The organism is Seleniivibrio woodruffii (assembly GCF_029267515.1).
GTDB classification, from domain to species: Bacteria; Chrysiogenota; Deferribacteres; order Deferribacterales; family Geovibrionaceae; genus Seleniivibrio; species Seleniivibrio woodruffii_A.
This window is the reverse complement of sequence record NZ_JAJUIS010000026.1, coordinates 1-14646: the sequence shown is the minus strand read 5'-3', so window position 1 is coordinate 14646 and position 14646 is coordinate 1. Positions and strand designations below refer to the sequence as shown.

12 protein-coding genes and 1 tRNA gene are annotated in these 14646 nt (G+C 44.8%); 6 read left to right on the top strand and 7 right to left on the bottom strand.

The window, feature by feature from the left end:
* A partial coding sequence (locus tag Q7P67_RS13195; protein ID WP_303852707.1) for an IS3 family transposase occupies window positions 1–455 on the top strand: 455 nt, incomplete at its 5' end.
* A gap of 81 nt (window positions 456–536) precedes the next feature.
* Here Q7P67_RS13195 and Q7P67_RS13190 read toward each other — a convergent pair.
* On the bottom strand, window positions 537–2219 hold the full coding sequence (locus Q7P67_RS13190; RefSeq protein WP_303852706.1) for a methyl-accepting chemotaxis protein: 1683 nt from the start codon (window positions 2217–2219) through the stop codon (window positions 537–539).
* Window positions 2220–2553: 334 nt separating this feature from the next.
* On the opposite strand from Q7P67_RS13190, the gene Q7P67_RS13185 reads away from it, so the two are divergent.
* Window positions 2554–4620 carry a methyl-accepting chemotaxis protein gene (locus Q7P67_RS13185; protein ID WP_303852705.1) on the top strand — a complete coding sequence of 689 codons (2067 nt, stop codon included), beginning with the start codon at window positions 2554–2556 and terminating at the stop codon, window positions 4618–4620.
* Between the two features lie 5 nt (window positions 4621–4625).
* Here the strand turns inward: Q7P67_RS13185 and Q7P67_RS13180 are convergent, their stop codons facing one another.
* The 6 genes from Q7P67_RS13180 to Q7P67_RS13155 form a co-directional block, all read right to left on the bottom strand.
* The gene (locus tag Q7P67_RS13180) at window positions 4626–5759 is read right to left on the bottom strand and encodes a sensor histidine kinase KdpD (RefSeq protein ID WP_303852704.1); all 1134 of its coding nucleotides are present in this window, start codon (window positions 5757–5759) and stop codon (window positions 4626–4628) included.
* A gap of 621 nt (window positions 5760–6380) precedes the next feature.
* Window positions 6381–7751 (bottom strand): amidophosphoribosyltransferase, encoded by a 1371-nt coding sequence (gene purF / locus Q7P67_RS13175; RefSeq protein WP_303852703.1) that lies wholly within the window; start codon window positions 7749–7751, stop codon window positions 6381–6383.
* A complete protein-coding gene (gene purL / locus Q7P67_RS13170; protein WP_303852702.1) occupies window positions 7748–9979 on the bottom strand; it encodes a phosphoribosylformylglycinamidine synthase subunit PurL in 2232 nt (743 codons plus the stop codon). Before purL ends, purF begins: the two co-directional genes overlap by 4 nt.
* Window positions 9976–10674 (bottom strand): phosphoribosylformylglycinamidine synthase subunit PurQ, encoded by a 699-nt coding sequence (purQ, locus tag Q7P67_RS13165; protein ID WP_303852701.1) that lies wholly within the window; start codon window positions 10672–10674, stop codon window positions 9976–9978. Before purQ ends, purL begins: the two co-directional genes overlap by 4 nt.
* 2 nt (window positions 10675–10676) lie before the next feature.
* Window positions 10677–10910, bottom strand: coding sequence for a phosphoribosylformylglycinamidine synthase subunit PurS (gene purS, locus Q7P67_RS13160; protein ID WP_303852700.1), 234 nt, complete (start codon window positions 10908–10910; stop codon window positions 10677–10679).
* A gap of 101 nt (window positions 10911–11011) precedes the next feature.
* Window positions 11012–12022, bottom strand: a complete 1011-nt coding sequence (locus Q7P67_RS13155; protein ID WP_303852699.1) for a glycoside hydrolase family 3 protein — start codon at window positions 12020–12022, stop codon at window positions 11012–11014.
* 78 nt (window positions 12023–12100) lie between these two features.
* Between Q7P67_RS13155 and Q7P67_RS13150 the strand changes: the two genes are divergently transcribed.
* From Q7P67_RS13150 to Q7P67_RS13135, 4 genes are all read left to right on the top strand, one after another.
* A tRNA-Arg gene (locus tag Q7P67_RS13150) sits at window positions 12101–12174 on the top strand.
* A gap of 423 nt (window positions 12175–12597) precedes the next feature.
* The gene (locus Q7P67_RS13145; protein WP_303852698.1) at window positions 12598–13215 is read left to right on the top strand and encodes a type IV toxin-antitoxin system AbiEi family antitoxin domain-containing protein; all 618 of its coding nucleotides are present in this window, start codon (window positions 12598–12600) and stop codon (window positions 13213–13215) included.
* The gene (locus tag Q7P67_RS13140) at window positions 13212–14060 is read left to right on the top strand and encodes a nucleotidyl transferase AbiEii/AbiGii toxin family protein (protein WP_303852697.1); all 849 of its coding nucleotides are present in this window, start codon (window positions 13212–13214) and stop codon (window positions 14058–14060) included. Before Q7P67_RS13145 ends, Q7P67_RS13140 begins: the two co-directional genes overlap by 4 nt.
* 295 nt (window positions 14061–14355) lie before the next feature.
* Window positions 14356–14646, top strand: a 291-nt coding sequence (locus Q7P67_RS13135; RefSeq protein WP_303852696.1) for a single-stranded DNA-binding protein, incomplete at its 3' end; no start/stop codon positions are given.

Sequence of the window (14646 nt, the reverse complement as noted above, 5' to 3'; positions counted from 1 at the left end):
TTCCTTATTATGGGGGTAAACGGGCATTTCTTTCAGCGACTAAGGATTTATGCAGCAGGGAGATTGTTCATTACAATATCGGCAGCAGCATAGTGATGAGTCTTGCTTCTTCAGGATTGGAAAGTAAGGTCAGCAGTTTGTCAGAATCGGTGAGGAGCAAATTGATAATACATTCAGACCAAGGCAGCCATTATAAAGATAAGATATTCAGAGATATACTAAATAGATACGGAATCAGCCAGTCTATGTCCAGAAAGGGTAATTGCCTTGATAATGCACCGATAGAGAGTTTCTTTGGTCATATGAAAGACGAGATAGATTTGAAGAAGTGTAAATCGTTTGATGAAGTAAGTTCCGTGGTTAGTGAATATATCCGGTATTATAATGAAGAGAGACCACAGTGGACATTAAAAAAGATGACGCCGGCTGAATACCGACGTCATCTTAATTCTTAGCCCGGGGCTTTTTTTACTGTCCGAAAAATGGGGGACAGTTCAAAAAAGCGGTTTTTTTTTATATCCGCAAATAAACTTCTTTTAAACTCTGAACCTTCCGACAGTATTCAGCATATCGCCCGACTGGATTTCAAGGTCGTTCACCGTTCTTGAAATTTCATGGAGAGCGTTCGAACTCTGCTCAATACCGGCTGAAATTGTCTGAGTGTTATCATTTATTCCTTCTATGGCTGAGAGCTGTTCCTTAATGGAAGATTCTATAACCCCGTTCATCTCGTTCATAGATTTTACTGAAGCCACTATTTCATCGAAAAAGGAGGAGATTGACTGCATTGTATTAACACCGTTGTCCACATGAACCAGAGCCGCACCCATGTCGCTTGATGCCTTCACAGACTCTTTGCGAAAATTCTCGACTATGGTACTTATTTCACCTGTCGCGGACTGTGTTCTCTCTGCAAGTTTCCGCACCTCATCCGCAACAACGGCAAAACCTCTGCCGTGTTCTCCGGCTCTTGCCGCCTCTATTGCCGCATTGAGCGCCAGAAGGTTTGTCTGGTCGGCAATGTCACTAATCACGTTAAGAATAACGTTTATCTCCTGAGATGAATCGGCAAGACTGCTGATGGCGTGCCCAAGTTCATCAACACGGTTTTTTATGACCCCTATTTCATCAACTGCCTTTTGCAGCATCCTGCTGCCCTCTTCCGTATTGTGCTCAGTTTTCCCCGCAAGCCCGACGTTGGTATTAAGGTTGCTGACAATCTGTTCGGACGATCTGCTCATCTGCTCCGTTGCCGCTGCAACACCGGATATCTGCGCCGCCTGATCCCTTATAGTGACCGAAAGCTGCTCTGTAGCGGAGGCAAGCTCGGCACTCCCTGATGCAACAGAATGGGCAGAGGACTGGACTGAAGCGATAATATCTTTCAGTTTAGTAATGAACGTATTAAAATAGACTGACAGCCTGCCCACTTCGTCAGCACTTTTAACCGGAAGCTGCCGAGTGAGATCTCCTTCGCCGCTGGATATCTCTTTCAGAGTATCCGATATAGACCTGATATTTCCTACAACAGGATTGAGCAGAAATCCGGCAAAAACAACTGAAACCGCTGCTGCAGCTGCTGATACGACCACTGTCATAACAATCATCCTGTTCACGCGGCTGTCCGCTGTTGCCTTAATCTCTGCGAGAGTATCATCAATATCGTCAATATAAAACCCAGTACCGACCATCCATCCAACTTCCGGAATCATGGCGGCATAGCTCATTTTAGGCATAATAGCGTCTTTGGATTTTTTCAGTTTTTTGTATGGAACATAACCGCTGCCCTTCTGAGCCTCTTCAATCATCAGGCGGATATATTCCACCCCTTCGTCGTCCTTAACATTCATGCGGTTTTTGCCTTCCAGTTCAGGCGTCATAGGGTTTGCCACAAGCACCCCGTCAGGTTCGTAAAGGAAATAGTATCCGTCCGTACCAAAATTAATGCTGTATGCCAGATATTTGATACGATCCCTAGCTTCGTCTTCTGTGAACGAAGGATCTTTGAGCACCTTATCAGACGCCGAAAGAAAAAGATCCACGAGCTGTTTCAGCTCTCCCTTTTTTTCAGCCATCAGTCTTTCCCTTGTTTCCGAAAGCTCCGCAGCCGTCTGCTTTTTGATGGCGATAATGTTTGAAATACCCACCATGGCGGCGGCAATCAGAACAGGAAAGAATACCAGTAATAAAATCTTGTTCCTCAGTGATTTAGATATCATGCAAAAGTCTCCTGACAAAAAAATTAAATAGGCTTTATTGAAAAAACCGATGCTATAATATTAAATACTATAGTATTGAATCAGTTTCAATTATAAACCTCATTTATCCATAATTAAAATTAAATCACGTTTTTTTATGCCCGTATCGCTGAAAGCTGCCGCAGGCATATATTTCATACTGTCTTTAATATTAAGTTAATGCCAACAGACCATTCACCCGCCCCTACATAATCTGGTAGCTTACTCAAAATAAACACTTTTTTGCTTTGATTCGCATCGAAATAAGGGTATTGTATCATTTCAATACACAATAAACATATATTCGGAGATTCGTATGTCGGAACACCTCAAATCATCACTGTCTTTCAAAATAGGTTCTGTTTTGATAGCTTTTGTTCTCATAATTCTGGTTATCGGAATTACAGTTATTCAGACCGTATTCGGCGACATTGCAAAACAGAACGCCATGGATGAAGCTGAACACCAACTCGCCTTTGCCGAAGACCTGATGACCATTCAGGACGAACAGATACGGAAGAATGCACAGACTTACGGCAGGGTATTTGCAGACCAGTTTAACATGAACCTGTTTTCAATAGACACGGAAACCACAGTCGGTGTCGGTTCGGAACAGACTCCCTCGCTCCTTTATAACGGGGAACTGCTTAACAACAACTTCTCGATTCCGGACCGATTTACAAAAACGACCGGAGCAGTCGCTACAATATTTGTCAAAACAATTAATAAAGACGGCAATAGCGATTTTGTAAGAGTCACCACCAGTCTTAAAAAGGAGGACGGCGAAACAAGAGCAATAGGTACGTTTCTCGGCGCGGCGCATCCGGCATATACAAACATGCTCCAAAACAGACCATTCGTTGGTCTTGCGCAGCTTTTCGGCAGAAACTATGCCACAAGCTACACTCCTATTAACAGTAACGGAGAGGTTATAGGCATACTTTTCGTCGGAATCGACTTCACATGCGAACTTGCCAACCTGATGCAGACTCTTCAGCATAAGAAGATAGGAAAATCCGGCTACTTCTTCGCTCTGAGCACAAAAGACGGTGAAAACCTCGGTAAACCTGTCATACACCCTGCCCTCGACAAGGTGAAAAACATTCCGGCAAATGAAGCCGAAGCGGCGGATATCTTTCAGGACATGCACCGCAAAGGCAGCGGAACTGCTGAATATTCATGGGTCAACAAGGAGTTGGGTGAAACAAAACCGCGGGACAAAACAATAATATACAGCCATTTCGCCCCATGGAACTGGATGGTGGCAGCTACAGTATACGACGACGATATCAAAGAACAGGCAGGAAAAATACGTGCCCTTCTTATATCCGTACTCATTGCAATTGCAGTGACAGTTGTTGCCGTGCTCACATTTACGCTTAAAAAGCTGCTGTCCAAACCTATGGCAAAGATGGTTCAAATAACAAAATCAATAGCCGGCGGAGATCTTAAAGCCGGAAAAGCTATACAGATAACAAGTAAGGACGAAATAGGTATTCTGGCATCTTCATTTAAAGATATGGCGGAAAATCTGAGCGGGCTAGTTATAAGACTACAGCAGTCGTCTGAAAAACTGCACAACCACTCCGGTGAATTTACTGTGACTGTCAACGGACTCACAGACAAAATAGGAGAACACAAAGACCATATACAACAGATAGCTTCCAGCGCATCGGAACTCTCCGCCACAACTGCCGATATATCATCAAACCTTTCCAGAAACGCCGAGGATGTTGAAAGCACCCTTAATAAGGCGAAAGAAGGGGAAAGGCTTATCCTCATATCAAAAAACAGCACATATTCAATTGCAGATATAGTTGGAACAACCACTGAAACTGTTGTTACGCTTGGGGAAAAATCCGGCGAGATTGACAATATAATCAATGTTATAAAAGACATAGCCGACCAGACAAACCTTCTTGCTCTTAACGCCGCAATTGAGGCGGCGCGGGCAGGCGACCACGGCAGAGGCTTTGCAGTGGTTGCAGACGAGGTGCGGAAACTTGCAGAAAAAACATCACAGTCAACATCAGAAATAGCAGCGATGGTTGAGGAGATACAGACATCTGTCAAACTGGCAGTTCAGTCCATGTCGGAGGTGAACTCTAAAGTGAACGACAATGTTACGTCTGCTGAAAATATATCGCAGTTTCTCAACGGACTTATCGGCCAGTTGAACAGCTTTAACGACAGTTTTCAGCATCTTGCCGCTTCAACGGAAGAGATGGCGGTGACATCCGAAACAATAAGCGAAAATCTTGAGGGGATTGCCGTTTTCTCTGAAGAACTGGAAAAAGCTGCAGATCATATCAATTCCGGTTCGAAATCGCTGGAGGCTGAATCAAACGAAATGACGGAAGAACTTGCAGTATTTAAAATATAGACGTGTCAGATAAACATGGGCAGGCGGATTATAAAAACAGTACCGGTATCTTTGCCGGTGCTGAAGTCCGCTCTGCCTTTAAGATATCGCTCAGTAAGGAGTTTTATGCTGTGGGTGCCAAGTCCTGAACCGTGCTTTTTGGTTGTGAAAGATTTGCTAAATATCCGGTGGCGGTGCTGCTGCGGAATAACCTGTTTATTATGAACGCTGAAAACTGCCGATGAATCCAGAAGTTTAACGGAAAGCGTTACCTTATCTCCAATTTCTGATGCTTCCAGAGCATTGGTCAGCATATTCATGATCACGCGGGAAAGAAGCGACTCGTCAGATTCCAGTTCAAAATTATCGCTGGAAGAATCCAGATAGATTATCTTTCCGTACGCGCATTTCATATTCTCAGCCACACTGACCACACTGCTAAGAAAATCCGTTGTCATGAACCTTGTTCCGGAGACGATAAGCTCGTGCATTTCCGCCGCTTTCAGTGTTTTATGGGCGGAAAGTTCGTTGATAAGCTGCTCTGATGTGGCAACCAATAATCTGTTCAGCTTCTCTTTCTGATCATTGTCATCAAACACACTGTCATCCATAATTAGCCTGAGCATAGAATGGATGCCTCCGGCAATGTTCAGAATATCATGAAAAAATACCTGTTCAAGTACCTTCATGCGCTTTTTCTGCCCTATATCGCACAGAGAGAACAGAGTATAGTTCGTCCCCCTGAACTCAAAGGGCTTGCTGCTTATCTGAAGTTCGAATGTTTCACCGTCAACAGAGGTTATCATACATTCATCTATGCGCTCGTCACCTATAAGCTGAGTAGCGAGAATAGAGTTCACAGCCGCACATTCTTTGCAGAAAAGAGCCGTGCCGCACCCTCCCTCACCAGTGGAATTAATGCACCGAAATATCTCCCCCGGTCTCAGTCCGAGGATATCTTCCGGTTTCTCTATGGAGTAGTTTTTCAATACGGAATTGTTAGCGAAAACTGTCTGGCGTTTGTCGTTGAGTATAAGAATATTCTGCTCAAGCCTGTCCATAAGCGCCTTGAAGATTGGTTCGGATGCAATGTGCCGATACACTTCCAGAATTGTGTCGTTGTTGTCCCGCTCTGCCGGAGCAAAATTCGTATGCAGCATATGTTAGTATAGAGGATAACTTTTTAGCTAACAAGTGATATGTACCATGTTTGATTTAAGGCCGGCTCACATCCGGCACCTGTAAGAATGATAATAAGCCCGCATGAGATTACCGAGCCGCTGGTGCTCTCCGCAGAGGAGCATTTTCAACTGCATTTTTAACAGAGTAATTCATGGCAGCATCTTCTGATAAGAACAATGAATAGGATGCCTTATAACAGGCAGCTGAAAAAAAAGCCGCTCATCTGAGCGGCTTCTGTTAACTATCTTCCAATTTCAGCTTAACCCTGGTCATGATATCCTCTGCCTCGGAAAGTCCCCAGCAGAGAGGCTTTTTGTTCAGAGAAACGTAGGGCAGAGGCAGTCTTCCGTCCACAATGGTCTCAATGTCGTTGATGTAGTCAAGTATCTCCGGCGACGATACGTCGATGTACCTGAAATCAATTTTACCAAGCCCGTATTGTTGTGTCAGAAGCGCATCCAGCCTGTAGGAAAGCTGTTCATAAGGGTCGTCGTGTGTCCCACAACCTGTGGGAAAATACGAAGGGCTTCAGCCTGAAACAAATTCCATGCTGCTGCCGAACATACGGATAACAATTTTCTCTTCCATAAATCACTCCGTTATTCGCCGTTTTTATAAATCGTCGGATACTGACCGGAGAAGCAGGCGTGACAGTAGTTTGTGCTGCCAACGCAGTCCAGAAGCCCTTCAAGGCTGAGGTATCCGAGACTGTCAGCGGTTATGTATTTTCTGGTCTCCTCTATTGTGTGTGTAGAGGCAATCAGTTCCTTTCTGGTCGGTGTATCTATACCGTAGAAGCAGGGAAATGCCGTTGGGGGTGAGCTGATGCGCATATGCACCTCTTTTGCGCCCGCCTCGCGAAGCATCTTTACGATCTTACGGCTTGTCGTTCCTCTTACTATTGAATCGTCAACAACGACAACCCTTTTTCCCTCTATAACCTCCCTTACGGGGTTCAGCTTTATCTTAACTCCGAAGTGTCTGATGGACTGGCTCGGTTCGATAAAGGTTCTGCCGACGTAGTGGTTACGCATAAGCCCCATCTCGAAAGGTATGCCGCTCGCCTCGGAATAGCCAAGTGTGGCAACAACGCCGGAATCCGGCACAGGGATAACCACATCCGCCTCAACAGGCGTTTCGTTCGCAAGCCATCTGCCGAATTTTTTGCGAACTTCGTATACGTTGCGTCCGAAAAGGTATGAATCAGGGCGTGCAAAGTATATATGCTCGAATATGCAGGGTTTAGGTGTGGTCTTCTCGAAAGGAAAGATGGATTTTATACCGTCGTCGTCGATGATGACCATCTCGCCCGGCTCTATCTCCCGCACAAAACTTGCCTCTATAAGATCCAGAGCAACGGTTTCCGATGCAAGGATATATCCGTTGTTTTTCAGCTTGCCGAGAACCAGAGGACGCATACCCATGGCATCGCGTACTCCTATCATCTTGTCGTTTGTCATTATCAGCAGTGAAAAAGCGCCCTTGAGTTTGCGCAGAGAATCGGTTATAGCGTCGGTAAGGTTGTCCTTGCCGCATTTTGCAATGAGGTGGACTATGACCTCCGAGTCGGATGTGGAACCGAATATTGCGCCTCTTGCAACAAGTCCAGCTTTAATCTCGTCGGCGTTAACAATGTTTCCGTTGTGCGCCAGAGAAATCTCACCGAAATTTATTGTAACGGTTATGGGCTGGGTATTCGCCAGAGCGGAAACGCCGGTCGTGGAATATCTGTTATGCCCGATGGCTATATCGCCCTGAAGTTTATCAAGTTTCTCCTGGCTGAAAATATCAGCCACGAGTCCCATACCTTTTTCATATGTTATATGCTTGCGGTCGGTGACGGCGATTCCCGCGCCTTCCTGTCCTCTGTGCTGGAGAGAATAGAGCGACAGATATACCAGATTTGCCGCCTCTCTGTTTCCGTGAACTCCTGCTACCCCGCATTCTTCATGAAATTTATCAAAAATCATTTCATTCTGTCTCCGATACTGTTTTTCCAAATTTTTTCAAGATCAGACACTTTTGCGGAAATCACTTTTTCGCTTTTGTTTGCTATTTCAATGAGACCGCTGCATGTCCGTCCTATCTTCGATATAGGCAGATTATATTTTTCCGCAAGGGCTGTTACAACCTGTGCGTTATTTACGTCGATTTCAAGAATGACCCGTCCGTGGTTTTCACCGAAGAGAAGTGCGTCCGCACGGATGCCGCTTTCAAGTTTGACATTGACACCGACATTGTCGCCGCCGAAACACATCTCGCACAGAGCCACGGCAAGACCGCCCTCCGAAACGTCGTGTGCAGCCTTGACAAGTCTTTTGTCCGCTGCATCGCACATGAAATCTATGATGTTCTTCTCACGCTCAAGGTCAACCTCAGGCGCGTCTCCGCGCTCATATCCGTGCACCGCGGCGAGATATTCGCTGCCGCCGATGTATCCGGTGTTCTCACCGATGAGATAAACGGCGCTCTCCATGCTTGTGAAGTATGAGCCGATGCGCTTCGTAACGTCGTCGAACACGCCCACCATTACGATTGTGGGAGTGGGGTATATCGGTTTGCCCTCTGTTTCATTGTAGAGGGATACGTTACCGCTGATTGCGGGGGTTTCAAGCACTTTCGCAGCCTCAGCCATACCTTCCACAGCGGAAACGAACTGCCACATGATATCCGGTTTTTCAGGGTTTCCGAAGTTCAGACAGTTGGTAAACGCTCTGGGGCGAGCACCGCTTACGGCAACGTTTCTGGCTGATTCAGCTATGGCAGCCTTTCCGCCTTCATATGGATTCAGCAGACAGAATCTGCTGTTGCAGTCACTTGAAATGGCGATGCCCTTCTCTGATTCGTTCAGCCTTATAACAGCCGCATCGGAACCGGGAAGCTGTACGGTACCAACACGAACCATGTGATCGTACTGGTTCCATACCCAGCGTTTGGAAGCTATGGTTTCGTTGGCAAGCAGGTCTTCGAGAACCTTTTGCAGGTTCGAAGGCGCATCCACCTTGGGCAGACGCTGAAGCTCGTCCATATATTCGCCTCTGGCATAGGGTCTGTTGTATTTGGGCGCTTCGTCCGCAAGGGGCGCAGCCTCCAGAGCCGCAACCTCTTCTCCGTCCCAGAAAAGCCTTACATACCCGTCGTTCGTCACCTCACCGATAACAACCGCATCCAGATCCCATTTGTCAAATATCGCTTTTACCTTATCTTCATAACCCTTCTTAGCCACCATGAGCATCCGCTCCTGTGACTCGGAAAGCATTATCTCATAAGGGTTCATGCCCTTTTCGCGCATGGGCACCATATCAAGGTCGAGCCTTACGCCGGAGCCTGATTTGGATGCCATCTCGAATGAAGAGCTGGTAAGCCCTGCGGCTCCCATGTCCTGTATACCGACGATGTAGTCGGTCTTCATAAGCTCAAGGCAAGCCTCAAGCAGCAGCTTCTCTTTGAAAGGGTCGCCAATCTGAACGTTGGGGCGTTTAGATTCGCTGTTTTCATTGAACTCCTCGGAAGCCATAGTCGCGCCGTGGATGCCGTCCCTTCCTGTCTTTGCACCGACGTAGATAACGGGGTTGCCGAGACCTTCCGCCTTCGCAAGATAGATGTTCTCTTTCTGTACAACGCCAAGCGCAAAAGCGTTTACGAGGGGGTTGCCATCGTAACAACTGTTGAAATACACCTCTCCGCCAACTGTGGGAACGCCAAAGCAGTTGCCGTAATGGGAAATTCCAGCTACAACGCCTTCGAATATCTGGCGGTTTTTAGGCTTGTCCAGCTTGCCGAAACGGAGCGAGTTCATCGCCGCAACGGGTCTTGCACCCATGGTGAAGACATCGCGGAGGATGCCACCCACGCCAGTTGCCGCACCCTGAAAGGGTTCGATGAACGACGGGTGGTTGTGGGATTCAACCTTAAAACATACGCAAAGCCCTTCGCTGTCCACCTCGATGATACCTGCGTTTTCGCCGGGTCCCTGCACAACCCATGGAGCTGTTGTGGGGAATTTTGCGAGATGCATACGGCTGGATTTATAGCTGCAGTGCTCGGAATACATTGATGATATTACTCCAAGCTCTATGTAGTTGGGCATTCTGCCCAGAAGTTTCTTAACACCTTCGAACTCGGACGCGGAAAGACCCATGCCCTTTGCCGCTTCCGCCGTTACTTCGGGGAAGCCGAATTTTTCATATACGCTCATTTGCAACCCCCGATGAATTTTGCTATGGACTCAAAAAGGAAATAACCGTCGCGGGTCTCCATAACACCCTCCGCACACCTTTCGGGGTGGGGCATCATGCCAAGAACGTTGCCCTTTTTGTTGATTATTCCGGCGATGTTGCCCAGCGAACCGTTGGGGTTGCTGTCGTCCTCTGCTGTTCCGTTCTCGTCGCAATAGCGGAAAACAATCTGTTTGTTCTCCTCAAGCTCCTTCATACCCTCTTCGTCGATATAGTAATTACCGTCTGCATGGGCTATGGGGATGCGTATCACTTCGCCGTCGGCGTACATGTTTGTATAGGGTGTGTCGGAATTGTCCACGCGCAGGTTGACATATTCGCATTTGAATTTCAGACCCCTGTTGCGCATCAGTGCACCGGGGAGCAGACCGGATTCAGTGAGCACCTGAAATCCGTTGCAGATTCCAAGAACGTGCCCGCCGTTTTCGGCAAATTTTATGACCTCACTGACGATGGGGGAAAACTTCGCGATAGCGCCACAGCGCAGGTAGTCCCCATAGGAGAACCCACCGGGAAAAACCACGAGGTCAACACCCTGGAGGTCGGTGTCCTTATGCCACAGAAATACCGTTTCGGCACCTATGACATGCTTTAAAACGTGATAGCAGTCGTGGTCACAGTTGGACCCCGGAAAAACAACTACTCCGGCTTTCATGCTTACGCCTCGAACTCTATGGAGTATTCTTCGATGATCATGTTTGCAAGCATCGTTGACGCTATCTTCTCAAGGTCTTTGCGGCAGGAATCATCCTTAACCTCAATTTCGAAGACCTTGCCGACCCTTACCTCACTTGCGAAATCGTAACCCATTCTTTCGATTGAGCTTTGGATTGTCTGTCCCTGAGGGTCGAGAACGCCGTTTTTAAGCCTGACATACACTTTTGCTTTCATTAAAGACACCTTTTCTATGTTTATTTCAGATTTTAGACGCACCTGTATCGGAAGATTTTTTATATCAGAAACCATCCGGCATGTCATTTAAAAATTCAAATTTAATTGGTCTGTATCCCCAGAACCTGACGCACCTTTTCCGGATAATGCTTCTCGTAGAAAAAGTAGTTTGAGAACAACAGAATATTGTTTCCGGCACCGATTGCCAGCTTTACGGTGTCGTCAAAACTGAAATTGTCAGTGATGGCACCCATCTGGAGGTCGTCGCTGATAACAAGCCCCTTGTAGCCCATATCCTGCAACAGAGATATGGTCTTTTTGGAGAGCGTAGCGGGATAATCGGGGTCTATTCCGGAATTGTAAACGTGTGCTGTCATTATCATATCCGCGTAGCCGTCAGCAATAAGCCTTTGAAACGGCTCAAGCTCAATATCGTTCCATGTGGTTGAAACATCTGTAAAGCCCTGATGCGAATCTTTTTTGGCACTGCCATGACCGGGAAAATGTTTCAGGCAGGTGATTATTCCGTATTTCCTGTGGGCATTTATGAAAGCCTTCGCATAGGCAACAACTGTGTCAACGTCTGCGGAGTAACTGCGCTCTATAGCTCCGATTACAGGAGAGGTGGGGTTAATGTTCAGATCTATAACAGGGGCGAAATTCAGATTGAAACCCACGTCTGCAAGATCGCGTGCTGTAAGCTCGTAAACCTTTTCAGCCTGATCGGGTGTCATATGTTTTGCAATATACTGCGCGGTGGGTTCTTCCACAAAGCCTTTGTCTACAGTGAGTCTCTGTACGCGCCCTCCCTCTTCGTCAACGGCCATCAGAAGTGGGATGAATGATCTGTTGTGGCGGTTCAGTTCGGCGATGAGCCTTTTTACCTGATTTCTGGATTCAACGTTGTAGCCGTAAAACACGATACCGGCGACAAGCCCCTTCTCTATCTGCTGTTTCAGCTCATTCAGCTCTTCGTCTTTATAGTCTGTGGCATGGAAACCGACCATGACCATCCGTTTTGAAACGACATCTTTGTCGATTACAGGCGCATCCGCAAAAGAAGTATAAATAGTTGATATGATGAGAATTATAATAAGTGTAAGTTTTTTCATGGCAACAACATAGCAGACTTTTCAAAAAAAAGAAATATCTTGACAAAAAGTTCTTCAATCTATAATTTTTTCTTTCACGCCCCCGTAGCTCAGGCGGATAGAGCGATGGATTCCTAATCCAGAGGCCGCATGTTCGAGTCATGCCGGGGGCGTTTGTTTTTTATCAATAACTTGCATGGTTATCAGCAAGTTATACAAGTCGCTTTAACACACTAAAATCGTTCAAAACCGTTCAATTTCGTTCAAAATTTGAAGCATTTGCTTCAAGAATGCTTCAAGTGTTTGAAGCAGTGGATTTTTTCCAAGCCTATTTCAGACGCTCTATTTTCAGGCATCAAATACAAGACAACCTACTAATAATAAACAATAATCAAGAAAACAATCTAATAAAAACCTTTGTTAACAAAATTGGCAGAAGACTAGAGTATTCCATCTGGATAAAATAGCATATACTTGTGTGCAAATATATGCTATTTTATCCAGACATTACTTGCAAAAAAATTTTTAATGGATAAAATTACATATAGATTAAAATAAATGTAGGCTTTTATATCCACGTGTTTAGGAAGAATAAAATGATAAAAATACTTATACCTCTAAAAGCGGTAGCCGAAGCCATTGAGACCGTAAAAGAGATTGGTTCAACTTTTACAGCCACGCAAACGCTGGAGGCAGGGATTCATCCTCGGACTCTATATCAGATGCGTGATAAGGGAGTGATAGTACAGCTTGCCAGAGGTCTGTATTGCCTGCCTGAAAATGTGCCTGTTAATTTTGATATAACTGTTGTTACTAAAAAATACCCAAAAGCTGTCATATGTCTTATTTCAGCTCTCAGCTACCATGATCTGACAACGCAGATACCACATGCTGTTTCTATTGCTCTGCCAAAAGGAACTACTTCTCCAAAGCTGAAATATCCGCCGATAACTGTTCATCGTTTTTCAAATGATGCATATACCGAAGGTATTGAGACACATACAATCGATAATACGCCTGTAAAGATATATTGTATTGAAAAGACAATAGCCGACTGCTTTAAATACCGTAATAAGATTGGTATCGACATAGCTCTTGAAGCTCTAAAACTGTATAAAACAAGAAAAAGTTTTAACATTACAAATCTTATGAAATACGCAAAAATATGCCGAGTTGAGAGAATAATGAAACCATACATGGAGATGTCAGTATGAGTAAAGACACTGCTGCCTCTGTAAAACAAAAACTATTAAATAAAGCAAGAGAGAATGGAAGACCGTTCAATGAAATTTTACAGTATTATGTTATGGAACGATTCCTCTTCAGACTTTCTAAATCTACACATAACAAACGTTTTATTCTAAAGGGTGCTATGATGCTACGGGCTTGGCAGTCGCCAGAACTACGTCCGACAATGGATATTGATATGCTTGGCATCACAAGCAATGAAATAGATAATATTATAAGCCAAATTAAAGATATTGCTTTAGTTGAAGTAGATCCAGACGGCTTGCTGTTTGACACTTCCACAATCACAGCAGAGGAAATAACAGAAGATGCTGACTATCGTGGCGTTAGAATTTCAATGCAAGCCTTCTTGGATAAGGCAAAAATCAAGATTCAGGTCGATATCGGTTTTGGAGATGTTGTACATCCTGAATATGGTGAATTAAGATTGCCTACTGTTCTCGATATGCCTGCTCCGGTATTGCTTGGCTATAGCAAAGAAAGTGCAATCGCTGAAAAGTTTCAGGCAATGGTAAAGCTTGGCATAATTAATAGCCGAATGAAAGACTTTTACGACATCTGGCTTTTATCAAGACAGTACAATTTCGACAAAAGTACGTTGGCGAAAGCTATCAGGCTTACATTTGAAAACAGAGAAACAGCGTTACCCGATGAAATTGTCGCTTTCTCTGATAATTTTATACAAGAAAAACAAATACAGTGGACTGCTTTCAGAAAACGTTTGGATCACGAGCATATTCCTGAAGATTTCCGAGAAATTGTCAATATCATTAAAGATTTTCTACTTCCTGTGCTTGAATTGATTGTGTAATGTCATACTATATACCAATGAGCTGATGCAGTCATAGAATTAAGAACTTTTGTCTGACTGCTTGTCACCTCATCCACAAAATCATTATAGGTGAACACATATCCTTTAGGCAGTCTATCTATTTTATTATTTATTATTTCAGATGTTATCATGCCAAGAGGCCATATGTTTCTAAATATTTGTCCAGTTTTTTAATCAAAAAACTGGACATTACTCAAAAACAGTCACCATTGAAACTTTATCCATTTCACCGTCTTCTCATTAATGAATCAGATAACAACATGAGGAGACTAAAATGGCTTATCTGAATCAAACACATCTTTTAGGACGATTAACCACAGACCCTGAACTCAGATATATTCCAGGCAAAGATATTCCCGTATGCGTATTCACTCTCGCATCAAACAAACCAAAGAGTGATAACACTCTCTTCATAGAAATTGCTGTTTTCGGCGAATATGGTAAAGCCTGCCATGAACACCTCAAAAAAGGCAGTCTTATCATTGTCTCCGGTGAGCTTGAATACAGAAAATGGGATAAAGGCTCAGAAAAGCACTCAAAACACACTATCAAAGCCAATGATATT